15 protein-coding genes are annotated in these 16271 nt (G+C 62.9%); 7 read left to right on the forward strand and 8 right to left on the reverse strand.

What is annotated here, in order from left to right; genetic code table 11:
* Positions 1–14: 14 nt before the first annotated feature.
* From U1H99_RS19530 to U1H99_RS19550, 5 genes are all read left to right on the forward strand, one after another.
* On the forward strand, positions 15–2741 hold the full coding sequence (locus tag U1H99_RS19530) for a TonB-dependent receptor plug domain-containing protein (RefSeq protein WP_323143382.1): 2727 nt from the start codon (positions 15–17) through the stop codon (positions 2739–2741).
* Between the two features lie 246 nt (positions 2742–2987).
* A complete protein-coding gene (locus tag U1H99_RS19535) occupies positions 2988–4040 on the forward strand; it encodes a LacI family DNA-binding transcriptional regulator (RefSeq protein ID WP_323143383.1) in 1053 nt (350 codons plus the stop codon).
* Between the two features lie 237 nt (positions 4041–4277).
* The gene (locus U1H99_RS19540; protein WP_323143384.1) at positions 4278–5066 is read left to right on the forward strand and encodes a rhamnogalacturonan acetylesterase; all 789 of its coding nucleotides are present in this window, start codon (positions 4278–4280) and stop codon (positions 5064–5066) included.
* 142 nt (positions 5067–5208) lie between these two features.
* The gene (locus tag U1H99_RS19545; RefSeq protein WP_323143385.1) at positions 5209–6654 is read left to right on the forward strand and encodes a NosD domain-containing protein; all 1446 of its coding nucleotides are present in this window, start codon (positions 5209–5211) and stop codon (positions 6652–6654) included.
* Positions 6655–6723: 69 nt separating this feature from the next.
* A complete protein-coding gene (locus tag U1H99_RS19550; protein WP_323143386.1) occupies positions 6724–6987 on the forward strand; it encodes a hypothetical protein in 264 nt (87 codons plus the stop codon).
* A 308-nt stretch (positions 6988–7295) separates the two neighbouring features.
* Here U1H99_RS19550 and guaA read toward each other — a convergent pair whose 3' ends face one another.
* Together guaA and guaB are read right to left on the reverse strand one after the other, a co-directional pair.
* The gene (gene guaA / locus U1H99_RS19555) at positions 7296–8906 is read right to left on the reverse strand and encodes a glutamine-hydrolyzing GMP synthase (RefSeq protein ID WP_323143387.1); all 1611 of its coding nucleotides are present in this window, start codon (positions 8904–8906) and stop codon (positions 7296–7298) included.
* Between the two features lie 159 nt (positions 8907–9065).
* Positions 9066–10526 (reverse strand): IMP dehydrogenase, encoded by a 1461-nt coding sequence (gene guaB, locus U1H99_RS19560; RefSeq protein WP_323143388.1) that lies wholly within the window; start codon positions 10524–10526, stop codon positions 9066–9068.
* A gap of 154 nt (positions 10527–10680) precedes the next feature.
* On the opposite strand from guaB, the gene U1H99_RS19565 reads away from it, so the two are divergent.
* Complete coding sequence (locus U1H99_RS19565) at positions 10681–11211, forward strand: DUF4124 domain-containing protein (protein WP_323143389.1); 531 nt, start codon at positions 10681–10683, stop codon at positions 11209–11211.
* A gap of 155 nt (positions 11212–11366) precedes the next feature.
* Here the strand turns inward: U1H99_RS19565 and U1H99_RS19570 are convergent, their stop codons facing one another.
* Positions 11367–11675 (reverse strand): RnfH family protein, encoded by a 309-nt coding sequence (locus tag U1H99_RS19570; protein ID WP_323143390.1) that lies wholly within the window; start codon positions 11673–11675, stop codon positions 11367–11369.
* Positions 11668–12099, reverse strand: coding sequence for a type II toxin-antitoxin system RatA family toxin (locus tag U1H99_RS19575; protein ID WP_141837708.1), 432 nt, complete (start codon positions 12097–12099; stop codon positions 11668–11670). Before U1H99_RS19575 ends, U1H99_RS19570 begins: the two co-directional genes overlap by 8 nt.
* A gap of 98 nt (positions 12100–12197) precedes the next feature.
* Here U1H99_RS19575 and smpB point away from each other — a divergent pair, with 98 nt between their 5' ends.
* Entirely contained in the window at positions 12198–12647 is a 450-nt protein-coding gene (gene smpB / locus U1H99_RS19580) for an SsrA-binding protein SmpB (protein ID WP_141837706.1), read from the forward strand.
* Between the two features lie 116 nt (positions 12648–12763).
* On the opposite strand, the gene U1H99_RS19585 is transcribed toward smpB, so the two are convergent.
* From U1H99_RS19585 to U1H99_RS19600, 4 genes are all read right to left on the reverse strand, one after another.
* The gene (locus U1H99_RS19585; protein ID WP_323143391.1) at positions 12764–13966 is read right to left on the reverse strand and encodes a multidrug effflux MFS transporter; all 1203 of its coding nucleotides are present in this window, start codon (positions 13964–13966) and stop codon (positions 12764–12766) included.
* A gap of 97 nt (positions 13967–14063) precedes the next feature.
* The gene (lepB, locus tag U1H99_RS19590; protein ID WP_323143392.1) at positions 14064–14759 is read right to left on the reverse strand and encodes a signal peptidase I; all 696 of its coding nucleotides are present in this window, start codon (positions 14757–14759) and stop codon (positions 14064–14066) included.
* Positions 14760–14837: 78 nt separating this feature from the next.
* Positions 14838–15017 carry a hypothetical protein gene (locus U1H99_RS19595; protein WP_323143393.1) on the reverse strand — a complete coding sequence of 60 codons (180 nt, stop codon included), beginning with the start codon at positions 15015–15017 and terminating at the stop codon, positions 14838–14840.
* 10 nt (positions 15018–15027) lie between these two features.
* Positions 15028–16197, reverse strand: coding sequence for a PepSY-associated TM helix domain-containing protein (locus tag U1H99_RS19600; RefSeq protein ID WP_323143394.1), 1170 nt, complete (start codon positions 16195–16197; stop codon positions 15028–15030).
* Positions 16198–16271 lie beyond the last annotated feature (74 nt).

The raw sequence follows: 16271 nt of genomic DNA on the forward strand, positions 1-16271 counted from the left end.
AAGGAGACAAGGCTTTGAATACGACAAACCATACCGGGCGCTTCGCCCGCGTACCGATCGCCGCGGCGGTCACGCTGGCCCTGCTGGGCCTGGCGTCCGCATCCCGTGCCCAGCAAACGTCGGTCGACGACTCGATCAGCAAGGTCGAAATCACCGGTTCCAGCATCAAGCGGTCCGCCGCCGACCAGGCGCTGCCGGTCACGGTGACCAAGGCCGAGGACTGGATCGCCCAGGGCGCGATCACGGTCGCCGACGTCCTGATGTCGATGTCGACCGCGGCCGACTACGAGCCGGCCACCGGCGCCGGCAACGGCAATGGGGCCAACATGCGCGGCATCGGAACCGCACGCACCCTCGTCCTTCTGGACGGCAAGCGCCTGTCCGACAGCGCCATCGACCCGAACACGATCCCGGTCAGCGCCCTCGACCGCACTGAGGTACTGCGCGACGGCGCCTCGTCGGTGTATGGCAGCGACGCCATCGGCGGCGTCATCAACTTCGTCACCAGGAAGGCGTACAGCGGCGCCTCGTTCACGGTCAAGGGCAGCGTGCCGCAGCGCAGCGGCGGTGGCGAGACCAAAGGGCTCTCCTTCATCGCCGGCAAGGGCAATCTGGCGCGCGACGGCTGGAATGTCTACGTCACGGGCGACTTGAATAAAAACATTCCACTCGCCCAGGAGGCGCGTCCCGACATCACCGGCAGCGAACGGCTGATGAGCGCGGGCTTCGCGGCGCCGCACCTGACCAAGGGCACCAACGCGGTGCCGGCCAACGTCACGCTGGCCAACGGCTCGACCAAGGTCGGCAACAAGACCATCACCGGCAGCCCGTATTACGACAGCGGTTGCCTGCCGCCGTATTCGACGCCGGGCACCAGCAATACCTGCTCCTCGATCGCGAACGCCAACACCCTGACGCTGACCACGGCAAAGAAGCAGAACTCGCTGTTCCTCAAGGGTTCCAAGATGCTGACCGAGGACAACAAGCTCACGGCCTCGGTGCTGTATTCGACGATCTATGTCCGTCCGGTGAAGAACCCGACCACGGGCCTGGACGCCTCGATTCCGAATTTTCCAGCGCTGACCATCACCCCCAGCAGCCCGTATTATCCGGGCAAGGGCATCACGCCCGCGATGGCCGGGATCACCAACCAGACGCTGACGCTGGGGTGGTCGCTGATCGGCGACCTCGGCCCGACCGTGCTGAACTACGAGAAGTCGCAGTCGCGCGTGACGCTCGAGGACGAAGGCCGCCTTGGCGCCTGGGACTACAAGGTCGGCCTGTGGAACGCGGTCTACGCGACCAATTCCTCGTTCCGTTCCGGCTTCGTCAACAGCTATGGCCTCCTGGCAGGCGTGTCCAACGGCGTACTGAACCCCTTCGGCCTGCAGGACGAGAAAGGGAAGTCCTACCTTGCGAGTATCTCGACCAATGGCGAACTGGCCGGCAAGGGCTTGACGCGCCTTACCGGCGCCGACCTGACGGTCAGCCGCGAGCTGATGCGGCTTCCGGGCGGTGCGCTGGCCGTCGCCGCCGGCGCCACGGCCTATCACGACTTTGGCCGATCGTTCGTGCCGCCGAGCGTCGCGCTGTCCGGCGGCCAGACCGGTTCGTCCACCGCCGCGCTCGACGTCCACGCGTCGCGCAACGTGACGTCGATGTATGTGGAACTGGACGCGCCATTGACCAAGGCACTGGACATCGACATCGCCGTGCGTACCGACCGCTACAACGACTTCGGCAGTACCACCAATCCCAAGCTCAGCTTCCGCTACAAGCCGTCCGGCTGGCTGATGCTGCGCGGCGCGGTTGGCACGGGCTTTCGCGCGCCGACGCTGGGCGAGCGTTACTTCGGTGCCGTCAACGGACCGACCGGCGTCACCACCACCACTTACAACGATCCACTGCTGTGCCCTGGCGGAGCGGTCGGCGGCAATTCGGGGGGTACCGCCCTGCCCGGCTATTCTCCCACCACGGTGTGCACCGCCAGGCTTCCGGTCAACACGGGCGCCAATCCCGCGATCGGGCCCGAGAAGTCACGCACGATCAACTTTGGCGTCGTGCTCACGCCGACCCGGTCATTGCTGGTCTCGCTCGACTACTGGAACGTGCGCCTGCGCGACGCGATCGGCCAGATGGCGCAGGCCACGCTGTTCCAACCGCAGTACGCCAGCCTGTTCGTGCGCGATCCGAAGACCAACGCGCTGCTGTACATCGACGACCGCCTGAACAACATGGGCGGCCAGCGCACCGACGGCGTCGACGTGACGGCCACCTACACGCTGCCGCGCACGCGTTGGGGCACCTTCGGCGTCCAGCTCGACGGCACCTACGTGCACAACTTCTGCACCCGGCTGACGAACGACAGTCCCTGGATCGACAGCGTCAACACCTTCGGTCCGCTCGACGCCAACCTGTTCATCTACCGCTGGCGCTATACGGCATCGCAGAAGTGGCGCAGCAGCGGCGGCCACTGGAGTTCGACGCTGTCCGAGCAGTACCGGCAAAGCTTCGAGGACCTGAACGCGGGTTCCCTGTTCTACCACCGCATCGATCCCTACCTGCTGGTCAACTGGTCGCTCGTGTATACCGGGTTCCGCAAGTGGTCGCTGATGGGCGGCGTGAACAACGTGTTCGACCGCGACCCGCCGGCTGCGAATTACCGCAACGAAGGCTACCTCAGTGGCCAGGCCAGCCCCATCGGCCGGGCTTTCAACCTGCGGGCGACCTACACGTTCTGAACCAGCGCCCGCCTTCGTTCGCGCCATTACTGTAACGATACAGAAGACACGTCCCTGCAATTCGCCCGGCCGGGTTCAGGCCCGCCGGGTGCTCCCATCGCCAGCCTCAACAGGCTCGCCGACACGCCATTCTCCGCATACGTGCATACGACTCGGCCCTTGCAACGTTTTACTAGAACGATGGCTTATAATGTCGTTGTCCAGGCGGCAATGCCGTGCGCCGGATGCCGAGCCGATTGAGAAACCATGAGCGAACCAAAGATCCAGGATGTCGCACGTCTCGCGGGTGTATCCCCCTCGAGCATTTCGAACTACCTGAACAACCGAATGGGCCAGATGCGCCCGGACACCCAGGCCAAGATCGAATGGGCGATTAAGCAGCTGGGCTACCGGCCGAACATCGCCGCGCGTCAATTGAAAACCGGCGTCGCCGCCATGGTCGGCCTGCTGGTGCCGTCGCTGGCCAACCAGTTCTTCGGATCGCTGGCCTGCGCGGTGGAGGCTGCCGCCGCGCGCTACCATTGTCACGTCATGACCTTCAGCACCTTCCGCGACCCGGAACGCGAACGCACGCTGACGGCAGACCTGCTGGCGTATGGCGTGCAGGGCGTGATCAGCGGCTCGGCACTGAGCGACACGAATTACCTGGCGTCGATCGCGATGCGCTGTCCGGTGGTGGCCTTCGACATCAAGCACACCGGGGAACACCATGCCCACATCAATACCATCTCGATGGACAACGCCGCTGCCACGGCGATGGCGGTGGCGCATCTGGTCGCGCTCGGCCACCGCGCGATCGCGCTCTTGACGCCCCCACCCTTTACCCTCAACCGGCAGGAACGGGTACGCGGCTTCCAGCAGGCGGTCGCCGAAGCCGGCATCAGCGGCGAGTTATTGATCACCGACGCCTTCGACATCCCGAGCGACCCGCATGGCGATACCCAGCTGTTCGAGATGGGCCGCCGCGGCGCGGCGCGCATTCTGGAAGCGCCTTCGAGGCCGACCGCCGCGATCGCCATCAACGACATGATGGCCATTGGCGTCGGGGTAGGACTGAAGCAGCTGGGCAAGCGGATCCCTGCGGATTGCTCGCTGATCGGCATCGACGACATTTTCTTCGCGGCTGCCCACGATCCGGCGCTGACCACGGTGCGCCAGCCGATCCAGGCCATGGCCGACGCGGCGGTCCAGCGCATCCTGGCGCCGGCCTCCGCGCCCAGCGGCGCCTTGTTCGCACCGGATCTGATCGTGCGGGCATCGACCGCGCCGCCGGGGCACGCCGTTTCACCCGGCCCGTGAGGGCATGTTCGAAGCGCTCCGCCCCGGCCGCCGATGCCGGTGCCGATCGGTCTCGGGTTCGTCCCATACAGCGCTGACTTCTTTTCGCAAAATACCATCGTCGACACGACACGTTCCATCGATCAACTATATCGATGCACTAAATCGTTGCAGTTAAATAGACAATCATGTAAATTGGCTCGACCCGATGCGCTGCCAGTGAATGTGAAGGGCGACGCGTCAGTTCAGGAGATCGCCATGACACCACGCCTTTTCACGCTCGCCCTATCGTTTGCCGCCGCGCTTTTCGGTGGGCTTACCGCCGCCGCCAAACAACCCAAGCCTGTCCGTGTGATCCTTGTCGGCGACTCGACCATGGCAAGGGGAAGCGGCTACGGTGACGCCTTGTGCGCGCGCTTCGTTTCAGAAGTCAAGTGCATCAACCTGGCGCGCGGCGGGCGCAGCACGTCGACCTTCCGAAAGGAACAGCGATGGGCCGACGTCGAGGCACTGCTGCGCGATGGGGGTGCTTTCAGCGCTAGCTATGTGTTGATCCAGTTCGGACACAATGACCAGCCAGGCAAGGGAAAGCGCTCGACCGACCTGGTCACCGGGTTCGGGCCCAATATGTCGCGCTACGCGAGCGAGACAAAAGCGCTCGGCGGGGTGCCGGTCCTGGTGACGCCGCTTGCCCGCCGTACCTTCAGGGGCCCCTATCTCCATGACACGCTGGGACCCTGGGCCCAGGCCACCCGCGTGGCCGCCACCGGCCAACATGCTGCCTTCCTCGACCTGCATGCCGACAGCATCGCTGCCGTGCAGGCGATGGGTCCAAAAGAAGCGGACACGCTGGCGATGGCGCCGAAGGAAGAGCGCCGTGCTGCCGATGCGAACGGCGTCGAAGTCGTCGGCGCGCCAAAGCAGGCGTTCGACTACACCCACGTTGGTGCCAAGGGCGCGGCATTTTTCGCCGACATGGTCGAGGCGGAATTGATCGCCGCGATTCCGTCCATCAAACCCTATTTCAAACGCCAGGCCCCGGGATAGACCGCTCGACGCTTTCCTTGCGATGCAAAAATGCGGAGACACACTGCATGTCGGGGTTGCGAGTCAGGAGGTTACAGGCACATTTATTTGCCGGTCGAATGAAAACGCTCTTTATTAAAAAATGGGTTCACTGGAGACGACAATGCATATCAAAAACCGGAAGGCAAGGATGTCTGTGATCGGCATGACCATGACGATGCTGCTCGCAGGTTGCGGTGGCGATAACACGACCGCCAGCGCAAGCACTGCAAGAATTCTGGCGACCACATCCATCACGGTCGCCCCCAACAATCCCGGCCTGCGCGAACCCGACGGCACCCTGCATGTGATTCCCGCTCCGAGCCCTGCACCCACAATCGTCAATGTCCTCACCCGTGCAGCCGAATTAGGCAAGAGCATCGATCTCGCCGATAACGCGAGCAGCGATCAGGCCGCCATCGATGCCGTGCTGGCCAATGTCGCGCCTGGCAGTACCGTCTATTTTCCCAACGGAACGTACAACGTCTCCACGATTGCCTTGAAGAAGAGCGGCGTCCATATCATGGGGCAAAGCCGTGATGGGTCCATCATCAAATCCAGCCTTTCCCTAACAGGCTCGGCCATGAGCATCATGGGACTGCACGATATCGTGGTGAGCCAGCTGACCTTCACATCGACCTGGGCCGGTACCTACTCCACCGATACGGGGAGCAACAACCTGTCCGCCGGCGGTCCGCTCAACATGATTGCGACTGGCAAAAACACCTACAACGTTACGATCGACAGCATCGTATGCGAAAAGTTCGACCGTATCGGCGTGCGTATCGGCGGCGGTTCGCATGACATCGTGGTGAAGAATTCCATCGCCCGCAACGCCACGGATGTCGGCGGGGGCGGTGCCGGTTACGGTTTTGTCATCATGGGTGATTCGCATGCGGACGCCACGACAAACCCCTTCCTGGGTAACCCACTGAAAGACACTTATTTCGTAAAGCTCGACAATAATACGACCGTGGCGCCCTATATTCGTCACGGTGTGATCGTGCAGTACTGGACACATAACAATCTGATCACCAATAGCCACTTCGATGGCACGCGACTGGATTCCATCGACCTGCACGGCGAAGACGAATACGCCAACGAAATCACAGGTAATCCGGTGACCAACTCGCAACGGGCGGCGATCGCGCTGGGCAATTCCGGCGGTGGCCATGACAAGGTCGGCGGTCATGACAAGAGCGGCGTCGACAACTGGATCCACGATAACGATCTGGTCGGCAATACGCTGGGTATTTCGGTGGAATTTGGCACCCAAGACACGACAATCGAGGGCAACACGATCCGTGACAACGCATCGCTCTCGCCCGTTTTGCCTCGCGGCATTGTGCTGGGCAACAGCAGCGGCACGCGGGTAAGCGGAAATACGATCGTCAACAACACCGTGCCGGGATTTGTCGCCGTTTATCTGAAGGACAATGCGGTCGAGGACACGGAACCCGCAGGCCCGAAAAACTGGACGATCAGTGGCAACACCGTCACCAACAGCGGAATGGCATTCAAGGATGCGGCCGAGCACGACAGCGGCAATACTATCCAGGCCACCTGGTAAGCCGATGAGGGGGACGGTCTGGCTTCAGGTTTAACACTGTTTTTGATTGACCAGCCGGTTACCGGACGAATGGCGAAACCAAGTGTGGCCGCACCCCCAAGAAAAGCATCGACGTTACCAAGTCCCCCACTGACTGCAAACGGCAGCCCGGCCATCCCGCAGTTTTATCAAGTCGCTGGGGTTGAGAAAATGCGGCGCCATTCGTGCATGATTTCGACGACTTTGCGCATGGTGCACAACCTCATGCACGAAGCAGCAATCGACCATGGCTACAAGGAAGAGGAAGCGAACCCTTGGATCGAAAGATCGAAAGATCACGAAAGCGAAATCTAGAAATGCTCCGCGCAGCATATTTTAATGAGCAGCGCTGACATGATTGAAAAGGTGTAGCCTGAATCGCCTCGAGTGTAATAGTCTCTTGCAAGCGTCAATGGAGTCCGCTATTTCCATAGGGTTGCAAAGTACGGTAGGTATCTCAAACTCAATGACAAGGAGTAGTGCACCTCGGTAAGCTTCGATAGGATCGACTACCAATCTTGAACTGGCTTAAGGCTACCCTCGTTGGATCGCTTCATCTAAAAGAAAAGCTCGCCGAAGCGAGCTTTTTCAAAGTCACAAAGTAGAGTTTCCAAAAATAAACTCTACTCCCACTCAATCGTCGCCGGCGGCTTCCCCGAAATATCATAAACAACGCGATTGATCCCGCGCACTTCATTAATGATCCGGTTCGACACCTTACCCAACAACTCATGCGGCAAATGCGCCCACTGCGCCGTCATGAAGTCCAGCGTCTGCACCGCACGCAGCGCCACGACATATTCATAAGTGCGGCCATCACCCATCACGCCCACCGATTTCACCGGCAGGAACACTGCAAACGCCTGCGAAGTCGCCTCATACCAATTGATCGGCGCCTTGCCGGCATCGATACCCGGCACCATCGGCGAAGCAAACGGCGTATTGCGCAGCTCTTCGATGAAGATCGCATCCGCTTCGCGCAGCATGTCCGCATACTCGCGCTTGACCTCGCCCAGGATACGCACGCCCAGGCCCGGACCCGGGAACGGGTGACGGTAGACCATGTCATGCGGCAGGCCCAGCGCCACGCCCAGCTTGCGCACTTCATCCTTGAACAGTTCGCGCAGCGGCTCCAGCAGTTGCAGGTTCAGGGTATCCGGCAGGCCGCCCACGTTGTGGTGGCTCTTGATGGTCTGGCCCTTCTTGCCCTTGCCTGCCGATTCGATCACGTCCGGGTAGATGGTGCCCTGCGCCAGCCATTTCGCGCTGGTCAGCTTGCCGGACTCCGCCTGGAACACTTCGACGAACTCGCGGCCGATGATCTTGCGCTTCTGCTCGGGGTCGGTCACGCCTGCCAGGTGGCCGAGGAACTGGTCGGACGCGTCGATGCGCAGCACCTTGACGCCGAGGTTCTTGGAGAACATGTCCATCACCATCTTGCCCTCGTCCTTGCGCAGCAGGCCGTGGTCGACGAAGACGCAGGTCAGCTGCTCGCCGATGGCGCGGTGGATCAGGGCTGCGGCCACGCTCGAGTCGACGCCGCCCGACAGGCCGAGGATGACTTCATCGGTGCCGACCTGGGCGCGGATCTTCTCGACGGCTTCGCCGATGTAGTCCGGCATGTTCCAGTCGCTCTTGCAGCCGCAGATCTCGTGCACGAAGCGGCCGATGATGGCTTCGCCCTGCGTGGTGTGGGTGACTTCCGGGTGGAATTGCAGTGCGTAGAAGCCGCGTTCTTCGTCGGCCATGGCCGCGATCGGGCACGATGGGGTCGAACCCATCAGCTTGAAGCCCGGCGGCATTTCCAGGACCTTGTCGCCGTGGCTCATCCAGACCTTCAGCATGCCGTGGCCTTCGTCGGTGACGAAGTCGTTGACGCCGTTCAGCAGCTTGGTGTGGCCGCGGGCGCGCACTTCGGCGTAGCCGAATTCGCGCACCTTGCCGTTCTCGACCTGGCCGCCGAGCTGGGCCGCCATGGTCTGCATGCCGTAGCAGATGCCCAGCACCGGCACGCCGAGTTCGAACACGGCTTGCGGGGCGCGCGGGGAGTCGCCTTCCAGGGTCGAGTTGTGGCTGCCAGACAGGATCACGCCGGAAGCGCCGTAGTTGCGGACGAACTCGTCGCCGATGTCGTAGGGGTAGACTTCGGAGAACACGCCGGCGTCGCGGACGCGACGGGCGATCAGCTGGGTAACCTGGGAACCGAAGTCGAGAATCAGAATCTTGGAGTGCATGAGGTCTTGGTATGTTGGTAGGGTGGGCTCCCCGAGCCCACGCACGATGCCGGTACGCCGCCGGCTTGCACGTGGGCTCGGAGAGCCCACCCTACGTTGAAACGAGTTCGATATACAAAAACGCGGCCCTGCGTATCAACTGCAGGCCGCGTTTCAGGATTATTCCGTACGGTAGTTCGGCGCTTCCTTGGTGATCTGCACGTCGTGGACGTGCGATTCACGCATGCCGGCCGAGGTGATCTCGACGAACTCGGCTTTCTCGCGCAGTTCTTCGATGGTCTCGCAGCCGCAGTAGCCCATCGACTGGCGCACGCCGCCGACCATCTGGTAGATGATCGCCAGCACGCTGCCCTTGTAGGCGACACGGCCTTCGATACCTTCCGGCACGAACTTCTCGGTCTTGGCCGAGGCTTCCTGGAAGTAGCGGTCGGCCGAGCCTTCGGCCATCGCGCCCAGCGAGCCCATGCCGCGGTAGGACTTGTAGCTGCGGCCTTGGAACAGGATGACTTCGCCCGGCGCTTCTTCGGTGCCGGCGAACATCGAACCCATCATGACCGAGTGGGCGCCTGCCGCCAGTGCCTTCGAGATGTCGCCCGAGAAGCGGATGCCGCCGTCGGCGATGCAGGGCACGCCGGTGCCGGCCAGGGCTTCGGACACGTTCGAGATCGCGGTGACTTGGGGCACGCCGACGCCGGCAACGATACGGGTGGTGCAAATCGAGCCCGGGCCGATGCCGACCTTGACCGCGTCGGCGCCAGCTTCGACCAGCGCCAGTGCGGCCGCTGCGGTGGCAATGTTGCCGCCGATGACGTCAACCTGCGGGAAATTCGACTTGATCCATTTCACCTGGTCGAGGATGCCTTGCGAGTGGCCGTGGGCGGTGTCGACCACCAGCACGTCGACGCCGGCTTTCACCAACAGCTCGACGCGTTCCTTGTCCTTGTCGCCCACGCCGACGGCAGCGCCGACCAGCAGCTTGCCTTGCGTATCCTTCGATGCGTTCGGGTGCTCGTGCGACTTCAGGATGTCCTTGACGGTGATCAGGCCGCGCAATTCAAAGTCTTCGTTGACGACCAGCACGCGCTCGAGGCGGTGCTTGTTCATCAGGCGCTTGGCTTCGGCCGTATCCGCCTCTTCGTTGACGTACACCAGCTTCTCGCGCGGGGTCATCTTGGTGCGGGTCTCGGCGTCCAGGTCTTCTTCGAAACGCAGGTCGCGGTTGGTGATGATGCCCACCACCTTGTTGCCTTCCACCACCGGGAAGCCGCTGAAGCCGTGCTGGTGCTGGAGGGCGATCACGTCGCGGATCTTCAGCGTCGGCGGCACGGTGATCGGATCGCGCAGCACGCCTGCCTCGAAGCGTTTGACGCGCGCCACTTCGCGCGCCTGGTCGGCCGGACGCAGGTTCTTGTGGATGATGCCGATGCCACCCTCCTGTGCCATCGCGATTGCGAGGCGGGCTTCGGTCACGGTGTCCATTGCTGCGGAAATGACCGGGATGTTCAGGGACAGATTCCGGGTCAGCTTGGTACGCAGGGACGTGTTGGCCGGGAGGATGTTGGAGTAGGCCGGGACGAGCAGCACGTCATCGAACGTGAGTGCTTTCTGAAGAAGACGCATAGTTTATTTCCTATAGGCGCAAAAGCGAATTATACAGAAAGTCTTGATGATCATCTCGGGACTGCCAAAAAATACTCAATACTCTTCAGCAACTCTTCGATTGACAGGCTCGTGCGAACATGGCGAAATCGGGTACTTCAACTAAGGAAAGACTATGACTCGACATTGGCAGCGTGCTTGCCTGGCGGGCGCACTGATGCTGCTGGCGCAGCTGGCCCATGCCCAGTACTCCTGGATCGACGACAAGGGCACGCGTGTGTTTTCGGACCGTCCACCGCCGCCGGGTACACCCGCTGCGCGCATCCTGCAGATGCCGCGTTCGGCTGCGCCGGCCGTGGCGATGGGCGAAGCGGGCAAGGCGCCCTCTTCCCCTGCCGGCTCGACTGCAGCGACGGCTGCGGCCGCAGCGGCGCCGCCGAAGCCGCCGACGCTGGCCGAGCAGGAGACTGCGTATCGCGAACGCCAGGCCAAGCGCGAGGAGGATGCGCGCAAGGCCAGGGAATCGGCCGAGCAGAAGGCTGCGCTGGACGAGCGCTGCGCGTCGGCGCGGCAGGAAGAACGGCTGGTGACGAGCGGGACTCGCATGTCGGCGGTGGATGCGAAGGGGGAGCGTTACTTCCTGTCGGATGATGAGCGGGAGAAGCGGCTGCAGGCGGCGCGCCGGGCGCTGGCGGATTGCCGTTAAAGCCAACAACGTTTGCACGTCGTTCCCGCGCAGGCGGGAACCCAAGTTGTTTGCATCTCGACAGCGCAAGCAGAACTTGGATTCCGGCCTTCGCGGGAATGACGTTCATGGGCTACAGGATGCAATTCGCGCACGTACCCGAGCGAGCCAGGCTGTTATGCCGCCGCCTTCTTGGCCGCCCGCTTCCGGCGCGAATCCTTCGGATCGGCCACCAGCGGCCGATAGATCTCGACCCGGTCGCGCTCGCGCAGCGCCGTATCGAGCGTCTTTTTCTTACCGTAGACGCCCACCGGCTGCGTCACCAGATTAATGTCCGGAAAACGCGCCAGCACCCCGCTGCCTTCGACCGCCTGGCCGATGGTGGTGCCGGGCGCAACCCGCATCGGCTGGATGAATTCCTGCTGCGGGGTGGCGTAGACCACGTAGACCTGCAGCGCGCCGCCGGCGTCGGCCGCTTTAGCCATAGACGACCTCGGCCCGCTTGCAGAAGGAGTCGACCATGGTGTTGGCGATCATGCCGAACACCGGGCCGACGATCTGCTCGAGGATGATGCTGGAAAACTCGTACTGCATGTCGAAATCGATCTTGCAGGCGTCGGCGCGCAGGGATTTGAAGGTCCAGGTGGCTTCCAGCATCTTGAAAGGACCGTCGACCAGGTGCATCTTCATCTGCGTCGGCCGCTGGTTGTGGTTGGCGGTGGTAAAGCTTTGCTTTACGCCGTGGAAATTAATTTGCAGGCAGGCGACCAGCTTGTCCTCGCTGCGTTCCTGCACCTTCACGCCGCTGCACCATGGAAGGAACTTGGGATAATCTTCAACCTTCGCGACCAGATCGAACATCTGCTCCGCGCTATACCCTAAGAAAACTGATTTGTGCACTACTGCCATAGGTCAACCGTTTGTTATGATGTTGTTTTGCGCTTATCAAAGACACACATTAAGCGCGACAACAGTAGTTTAACCGACGCGCGGATTTTAGCTATTTCATGAGCATTGTTGATAATAAGAAAGCGTTCTTCGACTACTTCATCGAGGACCGCTATGAAGCCGGCCTGGTGCTGGAAGGTTGGGAAGTCAAGGCGATCCGGGACGGCCGTGCCCAGATCAAGGAAGCGTACGTGGTCGTGCGAGATGACGAGCTTTTCCTGTTCGGCGCCCACATCAGTCCGCAGAGTTCGGTCTCGGGCTGGAGCCATCCGGAAGCCGTACGCACCCGCAAGCTGCTGCTGCACAAGGCCGAGCTCGAGAAGCTGATCGGCAAGGTGGACCGCGCCGGCTACACGCTGGTGCCGCTCAACCTGCACTTCAAGGGCGGCCGCATCAAGTGCGAAGTCGGCCTGGCCAAAGGCAAGAAGCAGCACGACAAGCGCGATACCGAGCGCGACCGCGATGCCAAGCGCGAGGTCGACAAGGCGATGAAGCAGAATCGCCGTTGATCGCTCGCGTCGATTTCTACACGGGTTGAACGCGTGGACGGCAAGCCGTCCACCCTACCCGCGGCATGGACGTAGCGTGGACGGGTCTCCCGTCCACGCGTCCAGTCAACGCAAGATCAAGCGGTAACAGCCTTTTCCCGCCCTACAAACATCCCCAGCTGGCAAGCCAGGAAACTCGCCACCAGCCCCACCGTCACCCCGACCGCCAGCTTGAACGCGCTGCCGAACAGCAGCGGCGCCACCAACCCCGACATCAGCGCGAACGACATCATCTGGATAAAGGCCAGCATCGACGACGCCAGCCCGCGGTTCTGCGGGAACAGCGCCAGCGCGCCGACCTGGATCGCCGGCATCGCCACCGCCAGGCCGAAGGTGTAGACCATCAGCGGTAGCACCGCCCACGGCACCTGCACCCGGTCGCCGGCCAGCGCCGTGTACCCCACGTTCAGCACGCAGGCCAGCGCCATCAGGCCGAAGCCGAGGCGGCGCAGCGTTGCCGCCGGCATCTTCGCGGCGCGCTTGCCGCCCCAGGCCGAACCGATCACCATGCCGCTGATCAGCGGGATGAACATCCAGGCGAACGCGGTCTCCGGCAGGTGCAGGATCTCCATCACGAAGTTGGCGGCCGAGCCGATGTACAGCGACAGCCCGCCGAAGGCCAGTCCCACCGACAGCGACAGCAGCAGGAACTGCGGGTGGCCCAGCACCTTCAGGTAGTTGCGCGCAATGGCCACGCCGTGGAAGGCATGGCGCTTCTCGCGCGGCAGGCTTTCGTCCAATAGCTTCCAGCACGCCAGCAGCATCGCCGCGCCGAACAGGGTCAGGAACACGAAGGTGGCGCGCCAGCCGAAGGCGACGTGCAGCCAGCCGCCCAGGATCGGCGCGATCGCCGGCGCCAGGCCGAACACCATCATGATGTGCGACATGATGCGCTGGGCGTCGGCCCCGGTAAAGCGGTCCTGCACGATGGCCTGGCCGATCACCGAGCCGGCGCCGGCCGACAGGCCCTGCAGCGCCCGGAAGAACAGCAGCCAGCCGAAGGTCGGCGCCATTGCGGCGCCCAGCGAGGCCAGCGTGTACACCGCCAGCGCCACCAGGATCACGGGGCGGCGGCCGAAGGAATCGGACAGCGTGCCGTAGAACAGCATCATGAAGGCGAACGTGAACAGGAACACGCTCAGGGTCTGCTGGACCGCCACCGGCCCGACCTCGAACGCGCGTCCGATCGCCGGGATCGAGGGCAGATAGGTATCGATCGCCAGCGCGCCCACCATGCCGAGGCAGGCCAGGACCACCGTCAATACGCTCTGCGTTTTCACTTGCATCTGCAATGCCTTTCAAAAACTCGGCACTGCACCATGCAAGACCGAAAGACGAGATTGTATCGACAATCCGTCCGGCGGGTCCGGCAGCGGTTCAGGGATTGTAGAGCGACATGCCGAAGCGCTCGGTGCGCGGCATCCAGTTGCCCTGGTAGTCGGCCGAGACCAGCACCCGTTCGGCGCGCCCGACCAGCAGCTTGCGCGGCACCATGCCGATCACGCGCGAGTCGGCGCTGTTGTCACGGTTATCGCCCAGCATCAGGTACTGGCCTTGCGGCACCGTCACCGGCGGGAAGGTGTTCGGCGCGACCACGCCCGGGATCAGCTGGATGTGACGCAGGCGCCGGTCCAGCGCTTGGCTGTGGGCCGGGTCGAGGATCTCGGCCAGCTGCACCGCGCGCAGCGCAGTGCCGGCCACGGTGTCCATCGATTCCTCGACCAGCTTGTAGTCGGCGCCCTTGCCGTTGATGTAGAGGCGCTCGTTGCGCATCTCGACCACGTCGCCAGGCAGCGCCACCACGCGCTTGATGAGGAGGGTGCCGTCGCGCGGCGAGCGGAAGGTGACGATGTCGCCGCGTTCCGGTTCGCCGAGGCGCGCCAGCACCATGTCGGTGAGCGGGACCTTGAGGTCGAAGGCCATGCGGTTGACCAGCACCACGTCCCCTTCCAGCAGGTTCGGATGCATGGAGGCCGACGGGATCGGATTCCAGTCGGCGACCGCGGTACGCAGCACGCCGAACAGGACCAGGAAGGCGACGAACATCTTGTTGTTGCGTACCCAGTTTTTCACCGCGGCTCTCCTTCGTTATTGGGGCTGCACCGAGTTATACGCGGTATTGCCGGGCCGATGCTTAGCAGAAGATTAAATTCAATGCGGCGACCTGGCAGGCTTGAAGGCATGCCAGCACCCGACCAGCACCGGCACCGCCAGCGCCGCCACCGACACCAGGTCCCAGATGCCGTCGCCCACCAGCGCGACCAGCAGGCCGACGACGGTCAGCAGGCCGAGCACGACCGGCATGGCCCAGATGGCGCGGTTCGTCTTCATCGTTTGCCCATCACAGTTTATGGCCGCGCACCAGCACCGGCGCGGCGCGGCCGGCGTTGTCCGATGCCGCCTGCCTGGCTGCTGCCTTTGCCGTGCGGCCGCGCTTGAACCACAGGTACAGGCCGCTGCCCAGCACCACGATAGTGGCCAGGTCGAGCAGCGCCCACAGGAATTTCAGGCCGGCGCCGCCGTAGTCGCCGAAGTGCAGCGGCTGCGAGACCAGCAGCGCGGTAAGGTACCAGGGCAGCTTGCGGCGGTCGGTGATCTCGGCGGTCTGGGCATCGATCAGCACCGGCTTGTACAGGCGAGAGGTCAGCGCCTGGTCGCCGTGCATGTAGACGCCGTAATGATGCGGACTGGCGAAGGGCGTGCCCGGGAAGGCCACGAAGCCGACCTTCATCCCCGGTTCCGCGGCTTCGGCGCGCGCGATCGTGGTCTGCATCGACGCCAGCCGCGTCGGTGCCGGCTGGCCCTGGTAGGGTTTGGTCATCTCGGCGATCTCGGTGAATTGCCAGACCTTGAGCAGCACATCGGACAGCGTGTTGATGACGCCCGTGGTCCCGACCATCAGCAGCCACACCAGCGTCACGATGCCGAGCATGTTGTGCATGTCGAGCCATTTCAGGCGCGCGGTGCGGCCACGGCGCACGGTGCCGAAATCGAGCTTGCGCATGAAGGGGGCGTACAACACCACGCCGGAGACGATCGCCACCAGCAACAGCAGTCCCATGAAGCCGAGGAACAGCTTGCCCCACATGTCGGCGAACAGGTCGACGTGCAGGTGGAACATCAGCGACATGAAGCCGCCGCCCTCGATCGGCGGCTCGGCGATGAACTTGGCGGTGCGGGCGTCGATCGCGATCGACTTGAATTGTTCGTCGTTCGGGTGGTCGCCCAGGGTCAGGTTCCAGATCGCGGGCTCGTCCAGCTCCTGCGACATATACATCATGATCTTGTTCGGATACAGGGCCTTGCCGGCGGCGATCACCCGGTCGAGGTCAGCGCGCGGCGTGTTCGCCGGCATGCTTGGCGCCTCGACGTCGTTGCCGAGCAGGTGGCCGATCTCGTGGTGGTAGATCAACGGCAGGCCAGTCAGGCACAGCAGCAGCATGAAGACGGTGCAGACCAGGCTGCTCCACTTGTGGATCCAAGACCAGCGGCGGACGTTGATGGGAGACATGAGGCGAAAAGCGGGCGCGATGGGAAGCGGATGAGACCAGATAATAATAGTTCTCATTTACTTGGGCAAGGCTG

Origin of the sequence: Massilia phyllosphaerae (genome assembly GCF_034659755.1) — a bacterium.
Taxonomy (GTDB): Bacteria; Pseudomonadota; Gammaproteobacteria; order Burkholderiales; family Burkholderiaceae_D; genus Telluria; species Telluria phyllosphaerae.

Bases quoted from the DNA above. Each gene is read 5' to 3' on its own strand.
- smpB (WP_141837706.1), top strand. From the start codon at position 12,198: ATGAGCATTGTTGATAATAAGAAAGCGTTCTTCGACTACTTCATCGAG.
- guaB (WP_323143388.1), bottom strand. From the start codon at position 10,526: ATGCGTCTTCTTCAGAAAGCACTCACGTTCGATGACGTGCTGCTCGTC.
- U1H99_RS19595 (WP_323143393.1), bottom strand. From the start codon at position 15,017: ATGAAGACGAACCGCGCCATCTGGGCCATGCCGGTCGTGCTCGGCCTG.
- U1H99_RS19575 (WP_141837708.1), bottom strand. From the start codon at position 12,099: ATGGCAGTAGTGCACAAATCAGTTTTCTTAGGGTATAGCGCGGAGCAG.
- U1H99_RS19570 (WP_323143390.1), bottom strand. From the start codon at position 11,675: ATGGCTAAAGCGGCCGACGCCGGCGGCGCGCTGCAGGTCTACGTGGTC.
- U1H99_RS19600 (WP_323143394.1), bottom strand. From the start codon at position 16,197: ATGTCTCCCATCAACGTCCGCCGCTGGTCTTGGATCCACAAGTGGAGC.
- U1H99_RS19535 (WP_323143383.1), top strand. From the start codon at position 2,988: ATGAGCGAACCAAAGATCCAGGATGTCGCACGTCTCGCGGGTGTATCC.
- U1H99_RS19545 (WP_323143385.1), top strand. From the start codon at position 5,209: ATGCATATCAAAAACCGGAAGGCAAGGATGTCTGTGATCGGCATGACC.
- U1H99_RS19550 (WP_323143386.1), top strand. From the start codon at position 6,724: ATGGCGAAACCAAGTGTGGCCGCACCCCCAAGAAAAGCATCGACGTTA.
- guaA (WP_323143387.1), bottom strand. From the start codon at position 8,906: ATGCACTCCAAGATTCTGATTCTCGACTTCGGTTCCCAGGTTACCCAG.
- U1H99_RS19565 (WP_323143389.1), top strand. From the start codon at position 10,681: ATGACTCGACATTGGCAGCGTGCTTGCCTGGCGGGCGCACTGATGCTG.
- U1H99_RS19540 (WP_323143384.1), top strand. From the start codon at position 4,278: ATGACACCACGCCTTTTCACGCTCGCCCTATCGTTTGCCGCCGCGCTT.